Here is a 21,209-nt window from a genome sequence, read left to right on the forward strand (position 1 = left end):
CATGCCGGAAATACAAGTCTTTTACGGCTATCCGATGGACGCCTTGACGGAAAGGGCATTGCGGAATATGAGCATCACTTATCCCGTGGTGATTTGAGCCGGCCGGCTTGCAGCCACGTTAAATAAGTCGCTAAACAGGCCGGGGACCTCTGTGATCCCGGCCCGTGGAGATATCCAGGCCGGTTTTTTTGTGACCGTTTTCGCCTCGACGGTCATCTCGGAGAGGGTCCTATGTCGAAGTCGTCTGCTGCCTATCGCCCCGAAACCCGCCTGGTCCATTCCGGCACCCTGCGCTCGCAATATGGCGAGACCTCGGAGGCGCTATTCCTGACGCAAGGCTATGTCTACGCCAGCGCGGAGGAGTGCGAGGCACGGTTCAAGGGCGAGGATCCCGGCTTCATCTATTCGCGCTATTCCAACCCGACGATTGCGATGTTCGAGCGCCGCATGATCGAGCTCGAAGGCGCCGAGGCCGCGCGCTCGGCGGCAACCGGCATGGCGGCGGTGACGACCGCGATCCTGGCGCCGCTCAAGGCCGGCGATCACGTGGTCGCCTCCCGCGCGCTGTTCGGCTCCTGCCTCTACGTCATCCAGGACCTGTTGCCGCGCTACGGCATCGAGGCCACGCTGGTCGACGGGCTCGATCTCGACCAGTGGCAGCGCGCGCTGAGGCCCAACACCAAGACGTTCTTCCTGGAGAGCCCGACCAACCCGACGCTGGACGTGCTCGACATCCCCTCGATCGCCGAGATCGCGCACAAGGGCGGCGCGCGGCTCGTCGTCGACAACGTGTTCGCGACGCCGATCTGGCAGAGCCCGCTCGCGCTCGGCGCCGACGTCGTCGTCTACTCTGCGACCAAGCACATCGACGGCCAGGGCCGCTGTCTCGGCGGCATCATCCTGTCCTCCGAAGCCTTCATCGCCGAGCACATCCACAATTTCATGCGCCAGACCGGCCCGTCGATTTCGCCGTTCAATGCCTGGGTCCTGCTCAAGGGCCTGGAGACGCTGGGCGTGCGCGTGCGCGCGCAGACCGACAATGCCGCGCGCGTCGCCGAGGTGCTGGCGAGCCATCCGAAGATTTCGCGGCTGGTTTATCCCGGCCGCGCCGATCATCCGCAGGCGGCGCTGGTGAAGAAGCAGATGCGCGGCGGCTCGACGCTGGTCGGCTTCGAGGTGAAGGGCGGCAAGGCGGCGGCGTTCCGTGTGCTCAACGAATTGAAGCTTGCCAAGATCTCCAACAATCTCGGCGACGCCAAGAGCCTCGTCACGCATCCGGCGACGACGACGCATCAGCGCCTCAAGCCGGAAGACCGCGCCGCGCTCGGCATCAGCGAGGGATTTATCCGCTTCTCGGCGGGGCTCGAGCACGCGGATGACCTGATCGAGGATCTCACCGCGGCGCTGGAGAAGGCGTGAGGGAAGCGAGGTCTCGTAGGGTGGATTAGCCGAAGGCGTAATCCACCTCTGCTGCATCCGCGGAGATAGACAGTGGTGGGTTACGGCTTCGCCTAACCCACCCTACGCGCCCTCTCACATCGGCCGGTACGTTCTCACATCGGCGGGCACGCTCACACCGAGCTTGATCTGGCCGACGGAGCGGATGATGTCGTCGCCGAGCAGCTGGGCGAAGCAGGCATAGCCCCAATCGTTCATGTGCAGGCCGTCGGCGATGACGAAGCCCTCGACCGGGATCGACTGGTTCTCGTGCCAGTCGCGCATCACCTCGAAGCGCGGGAAAATGCCGACCTTGCGGAGCTCGGCGACGTTGCCGAGCAGCTTGATCATCTTGCCGGCGCTCTCCTTGCGCTGGTTGACGGCCGGCGAATATTGCGGATCGACCAGCACGATGTCGGTGCCGCCGGCGGCCTGAATGCGGCTGATGCCGTCCTCGACCAGCTTGGCCGTATCGGCAGGATCGAGATTGCGCAGCACCGCGTTGGTGCCGACCTGCCAGATCACGAGATCCGGATGCCTGTCGATCACCTGCGTCTGCAGACGCTTCATCATCTCGGGGGCGTCCTCGCCGCCGACGCCGGCATTGATGACGCTGATGTCGGCAGTCGGATAGTGCCGGCGCAGCTGCGCGGCGAGACGATTGGGGTAATTGAACTCCGGCGAGCTCGCGCCGAACCCTTGAGTCGACGAGGAGCCGAACGCGACGATGACGACGGGCTGGCCGGCGGCCAGCTTGCTCGCGACATGCGGCAGCGAGCCCATCGCCTTGGAGCCGCCCTTCGGCGGCAGGCAGGGCACCCGGCTGAAGATGTCGGCGGCGGACTTCGCGACCTCCTTCACCTTGTCGATGGCGCGCGAGGTGACGCCGCGCTGCTCGGGCGACCTCGCGGCGACGGTGGTCTGGGACGGCGCAGCGGGCGCGGGATCAGGCGACTGGGCGGGTGCGGGGGTCGCCGGCTGAGCGGCCGGCGTCTGCGCATGCGCGGCGGGCGTCAGCAACAACAGCACTGCTGTTGCAGGCACGGCTAGCCATGACGTCAGGCAAAAAGGGCGGAGAGAACTCATTAACGCTAGACCTCAATTTTGCTGCTGGGCCGGCTCCAGATGAGCAGCGTCGATCACGAACTGTGCCAACGCCCGGCCAAGGCAATCATGGACCTGCTTCGCCAGCTCAGGCCCGCGGGACGGGTTGAACAGGTCGAACTGGCCCTGTTCATTCCACTGCCGCATGATCGCGAAACGATCGAACAGCGGGATGTCGTGCTCCTGTGCCACGACGCGCATATTATCGAGAAAAGGCTGCGCCGAGATCATGGTCTCGGTGCGCGGGCTATATTGCAAATTCATCAAGACGACGTCCGCCCCTGCCTTTTGCAACGCAACAACCCCGTCGGTCACCGCGCTACGAAATTCGTCGGGATCGATGGATCGGATAGCATCCACGGTCCCGGTCTGCCAGATGACCAAAGTAGGCGTTTTTGCTTCCATCAGCTTAACGAAGGTGGACGCGGTCTCCTCTGCCGTTTTCTTGCTCTGTATTTCTACGGAGACGTGCACGGGCTCGGAGGGCGGCAGTTTCTCCTTGAGGATCGCCTCCATGCGCGCCGGATAGGAGCTGCTCTCCGACGACGGAATCGTGGTCGAGCGGCTGCCGATCACCAGGATGTCGAGCGGTTTGCCGGCCTTGATCGCCTCGGCGACCTTGGGCAGCTGGCTTTCGCTGGTCAGCAGATAGGACGGCAGTTCGCAGGCCGCAGGCATAGGGGATGCGGCAGACGCGGCATCGCCCGCGCGCGCCGTGGGCGCGGCGAGGTTACCGCATAGCAGGACCAGGCTCAGGAGAACCTTCGCCTTCATCAGCCCCCTCCCGCCAGATCGGCGTTGCCGACGGCGTTTTTGGTTTTCGCACCGCTCTTGTCAGCCACACGCTTGTACCACGAAATGACCCAGGCCACCCCCCACATGATCAGGACTCCGGAGAGGCTAATCAACGCATGCATGACCGGCCCGCCGGAGATTTCGGCGAGGACGAAATGGCCGGCAAAGGCCAGGAAGACGCCGAGGCAGAAGATCTCGAGCGAATGCTGACCACATAGAATCAATGGTCGCAGCCAGCGCGATTTCAAGCCCGGCCAGTCGCGGGGCAGGAAGCGTACGGTCAGCGCCGCCAGCGCCAGGAAGTGCGCGAAGCGCAGCACGTCGAGGTCGGTCTTGTCGATCGGATACATCCATTGTTCGATCTGCTTCGGCATGAACTGGGAGAGCTGGGGCACGTACCAGGTCAAGGTCACGTAGAACGCCGCGATGAGATAGGCGATCGAGATCCACATCGTCACGGGCGAGGCCAGGATGCCCGACATGCGACGCGCACCTCCGAGCGCGCACCAGGCACCAAACACGAACAGCAATTGCCAGGCGAACGGATTGAAGGCCCAGAAGCCGTTCGGATAGGCCGACAGGTAAAGGTCGTACTCCCAGGTCACCGCGTAGAGCAGGACCGACAGCCCGAGCGTGACGTCCGGCCGCCATTTCATCGACCACAGGATCAGCGGCAGCGCCAGCATCAGCACGATGTAGAGCGGCAGCACGTCCATGTTGACGGGACGGAAGCGCAGCAGCAGCGCCTGCACGATGACGACGTCGGGCTGCTTGAGGAAGTCCATGATGCCCATCTCTTCGGTGTAGAGCGGGTTCTCGAACCTGGTCGCGACATAGGAGATCTCGGCGAGGAAGATCGTGAACAGGAAGACGTGGGCGACGTAGATCTGCCAGACCCGGCGCAGGATGCGCGCGGTGGCGATGAGAACGCCGCTCTCCAGCATGGCCCGGCCATAGACGAAGGCGGCGGTGTAGCCGGAGATGAAGATGAAGATCTCGGTGGCGTCGCTGAGGCCGTAATTGCGGATCGTGAACCAGGTCAGCAGACTGGGCGGCAGATGGTCGATGAAGATCAGCCACAGCGCGAGCCCGCGGAACAGATCGAGCCGGAGCTCGCGCTCGCCGATGGCGGGCAGCGTGATGGCCGGCGCTGCGGCGCGCGCCTTGGTCCCTGCGGGCTTGGCGCCCGCGGTTCCTGCGATGGTCGATCCCGTCACTTGGTCGGCAATGGTCATCGGGGCCTGGAAACCCTTCCGCAAATCGCGACGTCGAAGCAGTGTAATGGTCCGGGTGTCGTCTCGCAAAGCGCGCGGATCACATAAGGGTGTCTCCCTCGGTGGTGTGCTTTTCCTCCAATTCTGGCGGGACGATGTCGCCAAAGCCGCCGGCGGGGTTTGGTTCCCGAGGCGGATTCGGTATGATGACAGCCATGTACCGCGCCGTGACCCGCCAGATCGAAGTGACCGTCGAGCCGAACTTTGTTCCGGAGCAATCGTCGGCCGACCGCTCGCGCTACTTCTGGTCCTACACCATCGTCATCACCAATTCGGGCGAGGAGACCGTGCAGCTCAAGACGCGGCACTGGATCATCACCGATGCCTCCGGCCGCCAGCAGGAGGTGAAGGGCGAAGGCGTGGTCGGCGAGCAGCCGATCCTCGCCCCCGGCGAACGCTTCGAATACACCTCCGGCGTGCCGCTCTCGACCGCCTCGGGCTTCATGACCGGCCGCTACCAGATGGTCAGCGAAACCGGCGAGCGTTTCGAGATCGACGTGCCGACGTTTTCGCTGGACAGCCCCGACAACAAGCGGGTGTTGAATTAGAGAGGCGAGTTCGCCGTAACCGGGGCATCCAGTACGCCGCGGCCTCTCGTTGCGATCAGCATCGTCTCGGAGTACTGGATCGCCCGATCAAGTCGGGCGATGACACCGCGCGTGTGGCACTGCTCCACTCGACATTGCGAGTGCAGCGACGCGGGTAGGCTCAGGCGTCCTCGACGCCCGCCTCGTGGGGCGTGAACTGATACACCGACGAGCAGAACTCGCAGGTGACGACGACCTTGTCGTCCTTGACCATGGCGGCGCGGTCGTCGTGCGAGAAGCTCTTGAGCATCGCGGCGACCGCATCGCGCGAGCAGGAGCACCGCGCCTCGAGCACCTGCGGATTGAACACGCGCACGCCGCGCTCGTGGAAGAGGCGGTAGAGCAGCCGCTCGCCGGAGAGCTCGGGATCGATCAGCTCGACGTCTTCGACCGTCTCGATCAGCGAGCGTGCCTCGACCCATGCATCGTCTTCCGCGACGCTGTGCACCTCGGTGCCGTCGGGCGCATCGCCGGGATGCAAGTCCGCCTGCCGCGCGCGCTCCGGCGCCTTCGGCAGAAATTGCATCAGCATGCCGCCGGCGCGCCAGCGATGCTTGCCGCCGTCGCTCGAGCGCCACTCCTCGCCGACCGCGAGGCGCACGCGCGTCGGGATCTGCTCGGAGCGCAGGAAATATTCGTGGGCGGCGTCTTCCAGGCTGCCGCCGTCGAGCGCAACCAGGCCCTGGTAACGGCTCATGTCGGGGCCCTGGTCGATGGTCATGGCGAGATGGCCGCGGCCGAGCAGCGTGCCGGAATCCTTGGCCGTGCCCAGGCGCGAGGCGTCAAAGCGCGCATAGGCGCGCAGGCGGTCCGGGGCCTTGTAGTCGACCACCAGGAACGACACCGGACCGTCGGTCTGGGCCTGAAGAATGAAGCGGCCCTCGAATTTCAGCGTCGAGCCGAGCAGCGTCGTCAGCACGATGGCCTCGCCGAGCAGCTTGCCCACGGCTGCGGGATAATCGTGCTTGGTGAGGATGTCGTCGAGCGCGGGGCCAAGCCGCACCAGGCGCCCGCGCACGTCAAGCGCGTCGACCTCGTAAGGCAGCACGGCGTCATCGATCGGAACCGATGATGGCGCGCGAACCGGGCCTTCAGGCCCGGTGTTCATGTCAGGAGACTGGGAAACCATGGCGCTTTATCTGGGGTCGGAGGGCGGAAATGGAAGGGGGCGCGTTCCGGATGCGATGAGGGTGCACAACGCTACAGCAAGCTCGGTGTCGTCCCGGGGCGCGCAACGCGCGAGCCCGGGACCCATAACCACAGGACCACGTCATCGAGCGAGATGGCAACTCCGAGTCTTCGCCAAACGACTTCCTGTGGATCTGCGCGCGCTTTTGGCGCGCTTGTGCGGGACGACAATTGCGTGTGAGGCCGCAGCCGGGCTTCCAGCGCGCCTACTTCACCGCGTCGAAGCACCAGGCCAAGATGCCCTTCTGCGCGTGCAGGCGGTTTTCGGCCTCGTCGAACACGACCGATTGCGGCCCGTCGATCACCTCGTCGGTGACCTCCTCGCCGCGATGGGCCGGCAGGCAATGCATGAACAATGCGTCCGCCTTGGCCAGCGACATCAGCTTGGCATTGACCTGGTAGGGCTTGAGCACGTTGTGGCGGTGCTCGCCCTCCTTGTCGCCCATCGACACCCAGGTGTCGGTGACGACGCAATCGGCGCCGCGCACGGCGGCTTCCGGATCGGTGCCGAGCACGATCGGCGCGCCCGTCGCCTTGATCCAGTCGCGCATGGCCTTTTTCGGTGCGAGCTCCGGCGGCGTTGCGACATTGAGCTGGAATTTGAAGCGCTCGGCGGCATGGGCCCAGGACGCCAGCACGTTGTTGTCGTCGCCGGTCCAGGCCACCGTCTTGCCCTCGATCGGGCCGCGATGTTCCTCATAGGTCATGAGGTCGGCCATCACCTGGCAGGGATGCGAACGCCGCGTCAGGCCGTTGATGACGGGCACGGTGGCGTTGGCCGCAAGCTCCAGCAGCGCATCGTGGTTGAGGATGCGGATCATGATGGCGTCGACATAGCGCGACAGAACCCGCGCGGTGTCGGCGATGGTCTCGCCGCGGCCGAGCTGCATCTCGGCGCCGGTGAGCATGATCGCCTCGCCGCCGAGCTGGCGCATGCCGACGTCGAACGAGACGCGGGTGCGGGTCGAGGGACGCTCGAAGATCATCGCCAGCGTCTTGCCCTCGAGCGGCCTGACCGGCTGCTGCGCCTTCTGCTTCGCCTTCATCGCCGAAGAGGCGGCGAGCATGCTCTTGAGCTCCGAGAGCGGCAGCTCGTTGATATCCAGGAAGTGCTTGGGAGCTTTGTTGGGCGTCGTGCTCATCAGCTTGCCGCCCGCTTGGTCTGGCTGGAGGAGATCGCAGCGCAGGCGCGCTCTAACCGGCCGACGCTGTCCTCGATCTCCGCTTCCGTGACGATCAGGGGCGGCAGGAAGCGCACGACATTGTCGCCGGCCCCGACGGTGAGCAGCTTTTCGGCGCGCAGCGCCGCGACGAGATCGCCCGAGGGCACCACCGCCTTGATACCGATCAGCAGGCCCTCGCCGCGCACCTCGCTGACGATTTCGGGATGACGATCGATCACGGAGGCGAGCTTCTGCTTGAGCAGCAGCGACATCTTCTGCACGTGGTCGAAGAAGCCGGGCTTGAGCATGACATCGAGCACGGCGTTGGCAGCCGAGATCGCGAGCGGATTGCCGCCGAAGGTGGAGCCGTGCGAGCCGGGCCCCATGCCGGCCGCCGCGTCCGCGGTCGCCAGCACCGCACCGATCGGAAAGCCGCCGCCGAGCGCCTTGGCGAGCGACATCACATCCGGTGTGACGCCGGTGCGCTTGTAGGCAAAGAGCTCGCCGGTGCGGCCCATGCCGGTCTGCACCTCGTCGAAGGCGAGCAACAGGCCGCGCTCGTTACAGAGTTCGCGCAGCGCCCTCAGGAAGGCGTGAGGTGCAGAACGAACGCCACCCTCGCCCTGGATCGGCTCGATGAGAATGCCGGCGGTGTGCGGACCGATCGCCTTCTTCACGGCGTCGAGGTCGCCGTGCGGCACCTGATCGAAGCCGTCCATCGGCGGACCGAAGCCCTCGAGATATTTCGCAGAGCCGGTGGCGGCGAGCGTCGCCAGCGTGCGGCCATGGAAGGCACCCTCGAAGGTGATCATGCGGTAACGTTCCGGATGCCCCTTGGAGAAGTGATGGTGGCGCACCAGCTTGATCACGCCTTCCAGCGCCTCGGCGCCGGAATTGCAGAAGAACACGAAGTCCGCAAAGCTCTCATTGCAGAGGCGGCTTGCGAGCTTCTCGCCGTCAGGGCTCTGGAACAGGTTCGACATGTGCCAGAGCTTGGTCGCCTGCTCCTGCAACGCCTTGACCAGCGCGGGATGGACATGGCCGAGCGCATTCACCGCGACACCCGAGGTGAAATCGAGATAGCGATCGCCGTTGGTCGCGATCAGCCAGCAGCCTTCGCCGCGCTCGAAACCGAGGTCGGCCCTGGCGAAAACGGGGAGCAAATGCGGCGCTGCGCTGTTAGTCATGACGTCACTTGAATGTTGCGGACGGTGTGAGGCATGCATTGCGCGACGCACCATCGACCGGCCCCGGAAAACGAAACGTGCCGCCTTTTAAGGGCGGCACGTGGCACTATCTTATGCCTGGCAAGACGGGTGTCAATGCCGCCCGGAAAGCCTCGCGAAACGCTGATTCCGTAGTCTTGCGGTGCCGATTTTGCGGGTTTTTCACCACGGAACATGTGGAAGCGAGTCGGCGGACTCTTGCGCGGGAGTCACGCCATATTGTAGCGTTTGGACTGTCAGATACGACATCTCGTGCAGCAGTTCTGATCCCAGAAGTCCTCATGTACCGGCGTAAACGTTCGGGCGTCTTGAGCGCGCCCGGCGAGCCTTAAGGGATTCTGACGGCACGGGTTTTTCAAGGCTAAAGCATTCGCTGCGAAGGCCCCAGGATGGCAGGCGCGCAGCGAGGGAAAGGGTGCAATGACGGTTTTGACCTGGTCCGATGATCGCGTCGAGCAGCTGAAGAAGCTCTGGGAGGCCGGACTTTCGGCCAGCCAGATCGCGGCGGAGCTCGGCAATGTGACCCGCAATGCCGTGATCGGCAAGGTGCACCGGCTCGGCCTGTCCGGCCGCGCCAAGAGCCCTTCATCGGCAGCGCCGCGGCCGCGCAAGGCACGGCCCGCGCAGCATATGATGCGGGTGACCCGCCCCGTCGCGCGCGGCAACACCGCGTTGGCGCAGGCCTTCGAGGTCGAGTTGGAAGCCGAGCCGGTTACCTACGACAACGTGGTGCCGATGAGCCAGCGGCTGTCGCTGCTGGAATTGAACGAGGCGACCTGCCACTGGCCGGTCGGCGATCCCTCGAGCCCGGATTTCTTCTTCTGCGGCGGCAAGGCGCTCTCCGGCCTGCCCTACTGCGCCCAGCATTCGCGCGTGGCCTATCAGCCCGCAGCGGACCGCCGTCGCGCAGCACCGAAACCGGGCACGCGGTGAGCTTGCGGAATTCCCTGATCGCCAAGCTTTGATCGCCAAGCTTGATCGCCAAGACTGCAGCCGTCACACGATGACGGCTCCCAATCGTTCGGTGTCATCCCCGCGAATGCGGGATCCGTAACCGCGGGGCGCAATCGTTGCGCGAGATGGTCACTCCGAGTCTTCGCCAAACCACGTCCTGTGGCTAATCGCGAAGAGCGCAAGCGCTCGCGCTGAGATCCCGGGCTCACGCTGCGCGCGCCCCGGGATGACGGCCGAGATCGGCGCCGCAGTTCGCCAAACCAGCTGTCGCTGGCGCCTTACGTCTGCTCAGCCTTCGCGAAGCGATCGTCCAGCGCGTAGCCGGCGCCGCGGACGGTGCGGATCGGGTCCTGCTCGCGGCCGAGATTGAGCAGCTTGCGCAGGCGGCCGATATGCACGTCGACGGTGCGCTCGTCGATGTAGATGTCGCGGCCCCAGACGCTGTCGAGCAGCTGCTCGCGCGAGAACACGCGGCCGGGATGCTCCAGGAAGAACTCCAGCAGGCGATATTCGGTCGGACCGAGATCGATCGGCCGGCCCGAGCGCGCCACGCGGCGCTTGTCGCGGTCGAGCTCGATATCGCCATAGGCGAGCACGGTGGCGAGGCGCTCGGGGCTCGCGCGCCTGAGCAAGCCCTTCACGCGCGCAAGCAGCTCCGGCACCGAGAACGGCTTGACGATATAATCATCCGCGCCGGTCGCGAGCCCGCGCACCCGTTCGCTCTCCTCGCCGCGCGCGGTGAGCATGATGATCGGCAGCTGCTTGGTCTCGGGGCGGGTCCGAAGCCGCCGGCACAGCTCGATGCCTGACAGGCCCGGCAGCATCCAGTCGAGCACGATCAGATCGGGAATGTGCTCCTTGAGGCGGGTGTCGGCGTCATCGCCGCGCATCACCGTCTCGACGTCATAGCCGTCGCCTTCGAGGTTGTAGCGAAGAAGCTCGGTGAGAGCTTCCTCGTCCTCAACCACCATAATGCGTGCGCCCATGTGGTCGTAGCTCCTTAAGTCGTCAGGTGTTCGGCACCGTCGTGGCGAAGGTCGTCATGTCGCCCTTCGGCCGCTTGTCGGTGATCGCCTGGCCCTCGATCATGTAGAACACGGTCTCGGCGATGTTGGTGGCGTGGTCGCCGATCCGCTCGATGTTCTTGGCACAGAACATCAGGTGGATGCAGAACGAGATGTTGCGCGGATCCTCCATCATGTAGGTGAGGAGCTCGCGGAACAGCGAGGTGCAGATGGCGTCGACTTCTTCGTCGCCCTTCCACACCGCCATCGCCGCCGGCAGGTCGTGCGCGGCATAGGCGTCCAGTACCGACTTGACCTGCTGCTGCACGAGGTCGGTCATGTGCTCCAGGCCGCGGAACAGCTTGAGCGGATGGAAATCCGTCTCCAGCGCCGCGACGCGCTTGCCCATATTCTTGGCGAGATCGCCGATGCGCTCGAGATCGGTCGCAACGCGCATCGCGCCGACGATCTCGCGCAGGTCGACGGCCATCGGCTGGCGGCGGGCGATGGTGAGCACGGCGCGCTCCTCGATGCGCTTCTGCAGCGCGTCGAGCTCGACGTCGGTGGCGACGACGCGCTGGCCGAGCGCGACGTCGCGGCGGATCAGCGCGTCGACGGAATCGACGATCATGCGCTCGGCGATGCCGCCCATCTCGGCGACCAGGCGGGTGAGCTCCTGAAGGTCGCTGTCGAAAGCCTTTACGGTATGTTCAGAACCCATGTTCCGTCTCCTCAGCCGAACCGGCCGGTGATGTAATCCTGCGTGCGCCGATCGCTCGGCGACGTGAAGATCTTGCTGGTGTCGTCGAACTCGATCAACTCGCCGAGATACATGAAGGCGGTCTTGTCGGAAACGCGCGCGGCCTGCTGCATGTTGTGGGTGACGATCGCGATCGTGTAGTTCTCGGACAATTCCTGGATCAGCTCCTCGACCTTGGCGGTCGAGATCGGGTCGAGCGCCGAGCAGGGCTCGTCAAACAGGATCACCTCGGGCCGCACCGCGACGGTGCGGGCGATGCAGAGGCGCTGCTGCTGGCCGCCGGAGAGCGACAGGCCGGAGGCATTGAGCTTGTCCTTGACCTCGTTCCACAGCGCGCCACCGCGCAGTGCCTTCTCGACGCGGTCGTCCATCTCGGACTTGGAGATCTTCTCATAGAGACGAATGCCGAAGGCGATGTTCTCGTAGATCGTCATCGGGAACGGCGTCGGCTTCTGGAACACCATGCCGACCCGGGCGCGGAGCAGGTTGAGGTCGAGCTTGGGGTCGAGGATGTTGGTATGGTCGAGCAACAGCTGACCGTCGGCGCGCTGGCCCGGATAGAGGTCGTACATCCGGTTGAAGATGCGCAGCAGGGTGGACTTGCCGCAGCCGGACGGGCCGATGAACGCCGTGACGCGGTTGGTGCCGAGCGCCAGGTTGATGTTCTTCAGCGCGTGGTGGTCGCCGTAGTAGAAGTTGAGGTTGCGCGCCGTGACCTTGGCGGGCGCCTCGGGCAGGGGCTGCGAGCCGGGATGAACGGTCGGCGCGCTGACGGAAACAGACATTTCACTCATTTTGCAGTCCTCTCGGCGCCAAGGATGCGCGCGCCAATGTTAAGGGCAAGCACGGTCAGGGTGATCAACAGCGCGCCGCTCCAGGCGAGTTGCTTCCAATACTCGTAGGGGCTCTGCACGAAGTTGTTGATGGTGACAGGCAGGTTCGCCATCGTCTTGTTCAGGCCGAGGCTGAAGAACTGGTTCGACAGTGCCGTGAACAACAGCGGCGCGGTCTCGCCGGCGACGCGGGCGGTCGCCAGCAGCACGCCGGTGATGAGGCCGGAGCGCGCGGCACGATAGGCGATACGCTTGATCACCAGCGAGCGCGGCAGGCCGAGCGCGCTGGCAGCTTCGCGCAACGGATTCGGCACCAGCAGTAGCATGTCTTCGGTGGTGCGCACGACGACCGGGATCACGATGACGGCAAGCGCCAGCGCGCCCGCAATCGCCGAGAAGCCGCGCATCGGCACCACCACCGCGCCATAGATGAAGAGGCCGATGATGATCGAGGGTGCCGACAGGAGAATGTCGTTGATGAAGCGGATCACCGAGGTCAGCTTGTCGTTGCGGCCGTACTCGGCGAGATAGGTGCCGGCGAACAGGCCGAGCGGCGCGCCGATGCCGACGCCGATCACGGTCATGATCAACGAACCGACGATGGCGTTGCGCAGGCCGCCCTCGGTCGATCCGGGCGGCGGCGTGTCAGCTGTGAAGACCTGGAGGTTGAGCCCGGCCAGGCCGTTGTAGAGCAGCGTGACCAGGATCAGCGCGAGCCAGGTGACGCCGAAGGCGGCGGCTGCGATGCAGAGGCCGCGAATGACGATGTCCCAGCGGCGGCGGCGCGAATAGATCGGGTTCATGGCTTCACTTCCCGGCCTTGGTTTCGAGGCGCAGCAGCATCAAACGGGCGGCAGCGAGCACGAAGAACGTCAGCACGAACAGCAGGAGGCCGAGCAGGATCAGGCCGGACTGGTGCAGGCCGTCGCTCTCGGCAAATTCGGAGGCGATCGCCGCCGAAATCGTCGTGCCCGGCGCGAAGATCGACGAGGAGATCCGAAACGAGTTGCCGATGATGAAGGTCACCGCCATGGTCTCGCCGAGCGCCCGGCCCAGCGCCAGCATGACGCCGCCGATGATGCCGACGCGGGTGTAGGGGATCACCACGCTGCGGACGACCTCCCAGGTGGTGCAGCCGACGCCGTAGGCGGCTTCCTTCAGCACCGGCGGCACCGTCTTGAACACGTCGACCGAAATCGAGGTGATGAAGGGCAGCACCATGATGGCGAGGATCAGCGCGGCGTTGAACAGGCTGAGATAGGACGGGGGCCCTGCGAAGATCGCGCCCAGCACGGGGACGCCGTCGAACACCCTGATCATGAAAGGCTGGAAGGTGTTGGCCAGGAACGGGCCGAGCACGAAGAAGCCCCACATGCCGTAGATGATCGAGGGGATGCCGGCGAGCAGCTCAACCGCCATGCCGATCGGGCGGCGCAGCCATTGCGGGCAGAGCTCGGTGAGGAAGATCGCAATGCCGAGACCGACGGGAATGGCGATCAGCATCGCGATGAAGGAGGTGACGAGCGTGCCGTAGATCGGCCCGAGCGCGCCGAGCACCGGCGGATCGGCCGAGGGCGCCCAGCGCTGCGTCCACAGGAAGGAGATGCCGAACTCCTGGATCGCCGGGAAGGCGCCGACGATCAGCGAGATGATGATGCCGCCGAGGATCAGCAGCACCGAGATCGCGGACAACCGCGTGATCCAGTAGAAGGTGACGTCGCCGAGCTTGAACGCGCTCAAGGCCTTGGCGCGATCATATGGACCGGCAGCATCAATCACATTGCTCTCAACAGCCATCTCAGCCACGCCGATCCCCTATACCCGTTTTATGTACGCTTGTTGTTGGTGGCGCGCTCCGGATGCGGCAGGAGGCCGATCCGGAGCGGAGATCTTGCAGCGTCCCGGAACCGTGTCCGGGACACATATAGCGCCTTAGCTCTTGATCTCGGCAGCCCAGGTCTTCTCGATCTGCTGGACGACGCTGTCCGGCATCGGAATGTAGTCGAGCTCCTCGGCCATCTTGCCGCCGTTCTTGAAGGCCCAGCGGAAGAACTTGATCGCTTCCTGCGCGGCCGCCTTGTCGGTGGCGGACTTGTGCATCAGGATGAAGGTCGCCGCCGTGATCGGCCAGGACTTCTCGCCGGGCTGCTCGGTCAGGATGACGTAATAGCCGGGAGCCTTGGACCAATCGGCGTTGGAGGCGGCCGCCTGGAAGGCCTCGACGGTCGGCTGCACCGGCTTGCCGGCCTTGTTGACGAGACCGGTGTGGGTGAGCTTGTTCTGCTTGGCATAGGCGTATTCGACATAGCCGATCGAGTTCTTGGTCTGGCTGATGTTGCCCGACACACCCTCGTTGCCCTTGGCGCCGACGCCGACCGGCCACTCGACCGCGGTGCCCTCGCCGACCTTGCTCTTCCAGTCCGCGCTGGCCTTGGAGAGATAGTTGGTGAAGTTGAAGGTGGTGCCCGAGCCGTCCGAACGACGGACCACGGTGATGGCCTCTGACGGCAGCTTCGCGTTGGGATTGAGCTTCTTGATCGCGGCATCGTCCCACTTGGTGATCTTGCCGAGATAGATGTTGGCCAGGGTCTCGCCGTCGAAAACCAGCTCGCCCGGCTTCACGCCCTCGATATTGACGACGGGGACGATGGCACCCATCACCATCGGCCACTGGACGAGGCCGTCCTTCTCGAGCTGCTCGGCCTTGAGCGGCGCGTCGGTGGCGCCGAAGGTCACGGTCTTGGCCTGGATCTGCTTGATGCCACCACCCGAGCCGATCGACTGGTAGTTCAGACCGTTGCCGGTCTCCTTTTTGTAGGCGTCAGCCCACTTCGAATAGATCGGGAACGGGAACGTCGCGCCGGCACCGGTGATGTCGGCCGCAAAGGCTACCGTCGTCGATGCGGCGACCAAGCCGGCAGCGACCATGGTTTTGAGGAAATTCATGCTGGTCTCCATACAGGGGAGCGAAGCGCCATCCGCGCCCGATCGCGCTCCCGCGCCGCCGCTTTAGGGGCGGTCGGCTGTGCTTTTACGAAGGTTTCGTGACAGTTGGATGACGACACCAAGCAATTGAAATTGCTTGCGTTTCCGATCAAGCCGGAGTCTTGATCTGGGGAAAGCAGGCGGTGAAGGTGGCGCCCTGCCTGGGCACGCTTTCGATCAAAAGGCGGCCGCGATGACGGTTAAGGATATGTTTCACCAACGATAACCCGAGCCCGGTGCCGCCTTGCGAGCGGCTGTCGCCGACGTCGACCCGATAGAAGCGCTCGGTCAGCCGCGGCAGGTGCTCCGGCGCGATGCCCGGGCCGAAATCGCGGACCATGACCCGCATTTCCTGAGTTCCGTCAGCGGCGGCGCTCGAGGTCAGCGACACGATGACGCGCCCGCCGGAGGCGCCGTATTTGAGCGCGTTCTCGATCAGGTTCTCGAACAGGCGGAGCAGTTCCTCGCGGTCCCCCGCGATCATCACCGGCGGCTCCGGCAGGTGGATGTCCACCTCGACCTGACGCTCGCGCGCCAGCGGCTCGAGCCCGTCGGCGACCTGACGGATGATCGGGACGAGATCGACCAGGGTGTCGGGCCGGACATGGGCCGACAGCTCGACCCGCGACAGCGACAAGAGATCGTCGATCAGGCGCGCCATGCGCGTGGCCTGGTTGTGCATGATGCCGAGAAAGCGCTCGCGCGCCTTGGGATCGTCCTTGGCCTGGCCCTGGAGCGTATCGATGAAGCCCGACAGCGCCGCCAGCGGCGTGCGCAGCTCGTGGCTGGCATTGGCGACGAAGTCGGCGCGCATCTCCTCGACCCGGCGCAGCGGCGTCTGGTCGTGGAAGGTCATCAGCATGCATTTGTCGGCGCCGCCGAAGCTGGTCGGCACCGGTACCGGCGTGATGATCAGCTCCATCCAGCGATCAACCGGAACATGATCGAGATAGGTCGCGCGCCGCGGCTCGGTGGTCGCGATAGCCTCGCGCAGCGCGGTGATGATCTCCGGCGAGCGCAGCGCGAACTGGGCGAGCTCGTTCTTGCGCAGCGCCGGCGCGAGCTGGGCGGCGGCGGCGTTGAGGTGGATGACGCGGCCGGCCCGGTCGAGCAGCACCGCCGGATCCGGCATGCCGGCGACCACCGCGGCCACCGCCGCGCTCTCGACCGGGTTGATGCGTCTGACGTCGTCGCGGGAGGTGGCGGGATCGTGCAGCCGCCACGGGATCAAGGCAGCCGCCGCGATGCAGAGGAACACGATTGCAGCGTGCAGCGCCGACAATTCGCCGAGCGAGACCACGACGGACAGCGCCAGCGCCGCGGCGATCAGGATGATGGTCGAGTGCCGCAGCCGATCGGACCAGGGCTGGGCGGAGGGAGAAGAGGGGGCGTCGATCGCCATCGGGGCGGACTTCTCCTGGGGACTGTCCTTAAGGACCTGACACCGGTCAGGCGCCGCTGTCGCTGCGCTCTCTCACATAGGCGGCTTCAGGCGCCGGGCCGGGGTCCAGCTTGAGCGCCGCCTGTTGCAAGCGCTTCGATCGGGCGCCGATTATAACCTCTCGAAACGTCAGCAAGATTACAGATAAGACGAACGGAGACAGATAATAGAGGACGCGGAACAGGAGCATGCCGCCCAGCAGCTCCTCGCGGTCCATCTGCCAGAGCCCAACCAGCATGGCGGCATCGAACACCCCCAGGCCTCCGGGCGAATGGCTGGCGAAGCCGAGCAGGGTCGCCGAGACGAAGATCACCGCGACCATCACGAAGCCGAGATTGGGCTCGTCGGGGACCAGCACATACATCGCCAGCGCGCAGAAACCGAGATCGACGATGCCGATCGCGATCTGGAGCAGCGTCAGCGGGCCGCCCGGCAGCACCACCGTCCAAGGGCCGCGGCCGACCACCCGCGGCTGGCTCCAGACCCAGATCACGTAACCGATCAGCGCCACGATGATCATCAGCGCCAGTGTCCGGTTCAGCCAGACCGGCAGCTGGTCGATCGAGGCTGCCGCCTCCGGATGGTAGGCGATGCCGAGGCCGAGCACCGCGGCATTGCCCAGCCAGAAGGTCAGGCCGGCGAGAAAGCAGATTTTTGCGACGTCGATCGCGTTGAGCCCATAGGCCGAATAGATGCGGTAGCGCACCGCCCCGCCGGTGAAGACGGAGGCGCCGACATTGTGGCCGATCGAATAGCTGGTGAAGGCCGCGAGCGCGTTGATGCGATAGGGCACATGGGCATGGCCGATCGCGCGCGTGGCGAAGAGGTCGTAGAAGGTCAGCGTGAAATAGCCCGCAGTGACGAATAGCGCCGCCATCGCAATCTGGCTCGGCTCAGTGCTCTTGATCGCTTCGAGGACCTCGTTGAAATCGATGCCGCGCAGCATGTGGTAGAGCACGTAGCAAGCGATGCCGATGACCGCGATGCTGATCACGACTCCAAGCTTATGCAGGACTTGCTTCTGGCGCAGAAACGTCGTCGCCCTGCGTATGGCTTCCAGCATCTAGACCTCGAACAACGCTTCAGCGGCCAGGGTGGCCGGCGGACAGGCGGACGCGCAGGCATTCAACGAACCCTCGCCGCCGGCGCCGGAATCGCGCATGCCCCCTGCCCCTCCACTAGCGCGTTTTCGGCCGAAGTGGAATTCGCCAATTCGAACAAAAACACGTGCCTTCAATATTTTAGGCAGGGTCGCAGCTCCCAGTGCAGAATTTGGCGCTTTCGTCGGCAAGGCTTGGCGCGAATCTCCAGGCGATCCTGCGCAGGGGCCATGAAGTTTTGATGATTTCGGCCGCACAATGTTCCGTCACGCCTTAAGCCAACGTCAATCTATGGAGCCGGCCTGCCTGTTGAAAGAGGGGTGACTGGAGCGGCCAGGTCCCGGTTTTCCAATGCGCCGAAAGGCCGCGGCGGAGCACACCCCGTCCCGCGCGTGAGGGTGCATAGCAACATCACACAGCGGCTGGCGGCGCGGTACGCGAGACCACCCGATCGCGCAGCCACGCTCCGATCGTGCCGCCGACGAGATAGCAGGCGAACATGATCAGGCCGAGGTCGAGCCAGTAGCCGAAGCGACCGGGGACCACATGGGTGAGAGAGGCCGCGACCAGGGCGGCGGCAAGCACTGCGAGCCACCGCGCAATCACCTTCGAGGTGCCGTTGCCGCGCTGGACCACCGAGATCCAGCCCATGCAGAAGCCCAGCAGCAGCGAGCCGATCAGCCAGCCCAGATGGAACGAGACGAGATAAGGCATCGTCACCTCACCAGAAATTCGATGCGGCGGTTCTGCGCCTTGCCTTCATCGGTGTCGTTGCCGGCGACGGGCTGCGTGCTGCCATGGCCGACCGCGGTGAAGCGGCTGGCAGGAAGGCCCGCCTTGACCAGATAGTCGATCACCGCCTGCGCGCGCTTTTCCGAAAGGGCCTGGTTGAAGGCATCCTCGCCATCGGCGTCGGTATGTCCGACGACCTCGATATTGGTGGTGGGGCAGCGCAGCGCAGTCTCGATGAGGCGATCGAGAATGCCGGCCGAGTCAGGATCGATGTCCGCGCGCCTGTTCGCGAAGCGGATCTTGCCCTTGGTCAGAAGCTCCGAGAACAATTGCTGGCACACGGTGCCGTCGACCGGGCCTGCGGCGGGCTTCACCGTGATCTCCGGCTTATACTGCCAGTTCTTCGGGAAGTCCTTGCCGAGGCCTGCGCGGATCTCGTTGGCGGCGCCCTCGTAGAGCGCATCGCCCGAGAGCTTCACCTCGCGGTCGGAGACGACCAGCGTGCCGGTCGACAGCCGCGACAGCGCGCCGAGCGCGGCGATAACAGCCGTGCTGAAGGAGCCGGGGGCGCCGATACTGGCCTTGAGATTGTCGACGACCTTTTCGGTGAAGAACTTTCGCGAGGCGCTGGTGCCGATCGCGGCGTGGACGTTGTTGTCCGGAACATTGCCGGTCAGCGTCACCGTCGCAGCCACCGGATCCTTGTAGGCCTGGAAGATGTAGGGCGGCGCCTTGATCTCGTTGGCCGCAATCGAAAAACCCTCGGGCAGGTTCTTCAGCGCAGCCGCGATCGCCTCACGGCCGCCGAGCTCACGCGCCATGCCCGACAGATTGACCTTGGTGTCCGTGATCGTGATCTTGCCGTCCTTCAGCTTGCCGATCTGATCCAGCAGCAGCATCGCGGCGGCTTCGAACCGGGGCGGCGCCCCGCGCGCCAGCCCCATCTGGTCGGCGACCTCGACGCCGCCGACTTCCTTGCGGGCCGCCTCGGTCAGCCGGGCCCTCATCGATGGCAGCGGCGCGGAGCCCGACAGCGTCACCCGCACCACGTCGCGCTCGGCATTCCACACGAAGGGCTTGGCCTCGGGAACGAGGCGGGTCCGGTCGTCGACCAGCCGCACGCCGGGCACGGTTTCGACCGCCATCACTGCGTCGCGGCGCCCCTCCTCGGAGAAGGCGTCCGCGGCCAGGCTGACGTCGCGGCCGTCGACCGCGATCCGGGTCTTGTCCAGAACGGTGTCCTTGAGCGCAGCCGAGCTGCGGGCCGACAGATCAGCCTCGACCGGTAAGGTATTATTCCAGGCCGCAAATCCCCACATGACGGCAAGGGGGATCAACCCCGGCCACCATTTGCTGGCCCACGAGAAAAGCTTCTGCATTCGACGACCCGACCTCTGGAAACGGAGACAAAACAAACCCTTGGCAGGCTGTCAAACCGGAAATGGCCCTGGTCCCAAGGCCCGGGTGGGACAATCGGAATAACTTTTTCTTCAAGGGTTCTTCCGTAAGTTGAGGCCGGAATGCCAAAGTCCCCCACCCGGTCATGAAACAACTGCGTAACAACGTCATCCGCGCCGGGCTGGGAGCACTCTATCTCAGCGGGGCGCACCACCTGTTGCGCCCGCTCTTGTCGGGCGTCGGCGCCATTTTCATGCTGCACCATGTGCGGCCGGCGCGCGAGGCCGCGTTCCAGCCGAACCGGCATCTCGAGGTCACCCCCGACTTCCTGCGCGCCACGCTGTGCCATTTGCGCTCGCGCGACATCGACATCGTCAGCATGGACGAGCTGCATGAGCGGCTGGTGCAGGGCCGGTTCGACCGTCGCTTCGCCGCCTTCACCCTCGACGACGGTTACCGCGACAATCTGGATTACGCGCTGCCGGTGCTGCGCGAATTTGACGCGCCGCTGGCGGTCTATGTCACGAGCGATTTTGCCGACGGCACCGGGCGATTGTGGTGGACGGCGCTGGAGGCCGTGATCGCCAAGGCCGAGCAGATCGACATTCAGATCGGCAATTCCGCCCTGCGGCTCGATGCGACCAGTGTCGCGGCGAAGCAGGCGGCATTCGACCGCCTGCACGACTGGCTGCGCGCGCTGCCGGGCGAGCAGGATCTTGCGCGCGAGATCGGGGCGCTGTGCAGGACTCACGGCGTCGACATGGAAGCGCAGTGCCGCGGCCTCTGCCTGTCCTGGGCCGAGCTCAAGTCCTTTGCCGCCGATCCGCTGGTCACGATCGGCGCGCACAGCATCAGCCATTGCAATCTCGCCAAGCAGACGGAAGACATCGCCGCGCAGGAGATGGCCGCAAGCCGCGCGCGGATCGAGCAGGTGCTGGAGCGCCCCGTGCTGCACCTCGCCTATCCCTATGGCGACCGCGACGCCGCGGGCGCGCGCGAATTCGCCCTTGCCGCATCCGCCGGTTTCAAGACCGCGGTGACGACGCGGCCCGGCATGCTGTTCGCGGAGAACGCCGGCCACATGACCGCGCTGCCCCGCGTCTCGCTCAATGGCAATTATCAGGACGCGCGGATCCTGCCGGTGCTGACCTCGGGTGCCGCGACCGCGATGTGGAACGGCTTCCGCCGCATCGCGGCGGCGTAGGCCTCAATCTGCACTGGTCGAGGA

The 21,209-nt window shown here is 65.1% G+C and carries 20 protein-coding genes and 1 riboswitch; of the genes, 4 read left to right on the forward strand and 16 right to left on the reverse strand.

Going from position 1 to position 21,209, the window contains the following annotated elements; translation table 11 throughout:
• The first annotated feature begins 75 nt into the window (after positions 1–75).
• A riboswitch (SAM riboswitch) is annotated at positions 76–155 on the forward strand.
• 76 nt (positions 156–231) lie between these two features.
• Complete coding sequence (locus I6F16_RS27850; RefSeq protein ID WP_225113445.1) at positions 232–1,419, forward strand: O-succinylhomoserine sulfhydrylase; 1,188 nt, start codon at positions 232–234, stop codon at positions 1,417–1,419.
• A 114-nt stretch (positions 1,420–1,533) separates the two neighbouring features.
• On the opposite strand, the gene I6F16_RS27855 is transcribed toward I6F16_RS27850, so the two are convergent.
• From I6F16_RS27855 to I6F16_RS27865, 3 genes are read right to left on the reverse strand one after another with little or no spacing between them, the layout of a single operon-like run.
• Positions 1,534–2,523 (reverse strand): SGNH/GDSL hydrolase family protein, encoded by a 990-nt coding sequence (locus I6F16_RS27855; RefSeq protein WP_225113444.1) that lies wholly within the window; start codon positions 2,521–2,523, stop codon positions 1,534–1,536.
• A gap of 12 nt (positions 2,524–2,535) precedes the next feature.
• Positions 2,536–3,315: a lipolytic enzyme gene (locus I6F16_RS27860; RefSeq protein ID WP_036020422.1), complete on the reverse strand. Its 780-nt coding sequence runs from the start codon at positions 3,313–3,315 to the stop codon at positions 2,536–2,538.
• On the reverse strand, positions 3,315–4,571 hold the full coding sequence (locus I6F16_RS27865) for an OpgC domain-containing protein (RefSeq protein WP_035996371.1): 1,257 nt from the start codon (positions 4,569–4,571) through the stop codon (positions 3,315–3,317). The genes I6F16_RS27860 and I6F16_RS27865 overlap by 1 nt, the downstream gene beginning before the upstream one ends.
• Positions 4,572–4,765: 194 nt before the next feature.
• On the opposite strand from I6F16_RS27865, the gene apaG reads away from it, so the two are divergent.
• Positions 4,766–5,158 carry a Co2+/Mg2+ efflux protein ApaG gene (gene apaG, locus I6F16_RS27870; RefSeq protein ID WP_024337101.1) on the forward strand — a complete coding sequence of 131 codons (393 nt, stop codon included), beginning with the start codon at positions 4,766–4,768 and terminating at the stop codon, positions 5,156–5,158.
• Between the two features lie 160 nt (positions 5,159–5,318).
• Here apaG and I6F16_RS27875 read toward each other — a convergent pair whose 3' ends face one another.
• From I6F16_RS27875 to I6F16_RS27885, 3 genes are all read right to left on the reverse strand, one after another.
• A complete protein-coding gene (locus tag I6F16_RS27875; protein WP_109142180.1) occupies positions 5,319–6,326 on the reverse strand; it encodes an Hsp33 family molecular chaperone in 1,008 nt (335 codons plus the stop codon).
• 265 nt (positions 6,327–6,591) lie between these two features.
• Complete coding sequence (gene argF / locus I6F16_RS27880) at positions 6,592–7,527, reverse strand: ornithine carbamoyltransferase (RefSeq protein ID WP_036042744.1); 936 nt, start codon at positions 7,525–7,527, stop codon at positions 6,592–6,594.
• Positions 7,527–8,735 carry an aspartate aminotransferase family protein gene (locus I6F16_RS27885; RefSeq protein ID WP_057028453.1) on the reverse strand — a complete coding sequence of 403 codons (1,209 nt, stop codon included), beginning with the start codon at positions 8,733–8,735 and terminating at the stop codon, positions 7,527–7,529. Before I6F16_RS27885 ends, argF begins: the two co-directional genes overlap by 1 nt.
• A gap of 459 nt (positions 8,736–9,194) precedes the next feature.
• Here I6F16_RS27885 and I6F16_RS27890 point away from each other — a divergent pair, with 459 nt between their 5' ends.
• Complete coding sequence (locus I6F16_RS27890; RefSeq protein WP_036001664.1) at positions 9,195–9,707, forward strand: GcrA family cell cycle regulator; 513 nt, start codon at positions 9,195–9,197, stop codon at positions 9,705–9,707.
• Between the two features lie 299 nt (positions 9,708–10,006).
• On the opposite strand, the gene phoB is transcribed toward I6F16_RS27890, so the two are convergent.
• The 10 genes from phoB to I6F16_RS27940 form a co-directional block, all read right to left on the reverse strand.
• Positions 10,007–10,714 (reverse strand): phosphate regulon transcriptional regulator PhoB, encoded by a 708-nt coding sequence (gene phoB, locus I6F16_RS27895; RefSeq protein WP_008143479.1) that lies wholly within the window; start codon positions 10,712–10,714, stop codon positions 10,007–10,009.
• A 22-nt stretch (positions 10,715–10,736) separates the two neighbouring features.
• Complete coding sequence (phoU, locus tag I6F16_RS27900) at positions 10,737–11,453, reverse strand: phosphate signaling complex protein PhoU (protein WP_036001670.1); 717 nt, start codon at positions 11,451–11,453, stop codon at positions 10,737–10,739.
• A gap of 11 nt (positions 11,454–11,464) precedes the next feature.
• Entirely contained in the window at positions 11,465–12,286 is an 822-nt protein-coding gene (gene pstB / locus I6F16_RS27905) for a phosphate ABC transporter ATP-binding protein PstB (RefSeq protein ID WP_036001673.1), read from the reverse strand.
• Positions 12,283–13,128, reverse strand: a complete 846-nt coding sequence (gene pstA / locus I6F16_RS27910) for a phosphate ABC transporter permease PstA (RefSeq protein ID WP_036001676.1) — start codon at positions 13,126–13,128, stop codon at positions 12,283–12,285. Before pstA ends, pstB begins: the two co-directional genes overlap by 4 nt.
• 4 nt (positions 13,129–13,132) lie before the next feature.
• Positions 13,133–14,122 carry a phosphate ABC transporter permease subunit PstC gene (gene pstC, locus I6F16_RS27915; protein WP_036001678.1) on the reverse strand — a complete coding sequence of 330 codons (990 nt, stop codon included), beginning with the start codon at positions 14,120–14,122 and terminating at the stop codon, positions 13,133–13,135.
• A gap of 135 nt (positions 14,123–14,257) precedes the next feature.
• On the reverse strand, positions 14,258–15,271 hold the full coding sequence (gene pstS, locus I6F16_RS27920; RefSeq protein ID WP_036001732.1) for a phosphate ABC transporter substrate-binding protein PstS: 1,014 nt from the start codon (positions 15,269–15,271) through the stop codon (positions 14,258–14,260).
• Positions 15,272–15,419: 148 nt separating this feature from the next.
• Positions 15,420–16,712: an ATP-binding protein gene (locus I6F16_RS27925; RefSeq protein ID WP_057028454.1), complete on the reverse strand. Its 1,293-nt coding sequence runs from the start codon at positions 16,710–16,712 to the stop codon at positions 15,420–15,422.
• A gap of 46 nt (positions 16,713–16,758) precedes the next feature.
• Positions 16,759–17,814 carry a lysylphosphatidylglycerol synthase domain-containing protein gene (locus I6F16_RS27930; protein WP_036001683.1) on the reverse strand — a complete coding sequence of 352 codons (1,056 nt, stop codon included), beginning with the start codon at positions 17,812–17,814 and terminating at the stop codon, positions 16,759–16,761.
• Between the two features lie 448 nt (positions 17,815–18,262).
• Positions 18,263–18,565 carry a hypothetical protein gene (locus I6F16_RS27935; RefSeq protein WP_036001688.1) on the reverse strand — a complete coding sequence of 101 codons (303 nt, stop codon included), beginning with the start codon at positions 18,563–18,565 and terminating at the stop codon, positions 18,263–18,265.
• 2 nt (positions 18,566–18,567) lie between these two features.
• Complete coding sequence (locus I6F16_RS27940) at positions 18,568–19,962, reverse strand: OmpA family protein (protein WP_225113443.1); 1,395 nt, start codon at positions 19,960–19,962, stop codon at positions 18,568–18,570.
• A gap of 164 nt (positions 19,963–20,126) precedes the next feature.
• On the opposite strand from I6F16_RS27940, the gene I6F16_RS27945 reads away from it, so the two are divergent.
• A complete protein-coding gene (locus I6F16_RS27945) occupies positions 20,127–21,185 on the forward strand; it encodes a polysaccharide deacetylase family protein (protein WP_225113442.1) in 1,059 nt (352 codons plus the stop codon).
• The last annotated feature ends 24 nt before the right edge of the window (positions 21,186–21,209 follow it).

It is taken from the genome of Bradyrhizobium sp. IC4060 (genome assembly GCF_020193715.1).
GTDB lineage: Bacteria > Pseudomonadota > Alphaproteobacteria > Rhizobiales > Xanthobacteraceae > Bradyrhizobium > Bradyrhizobium yuanmingense.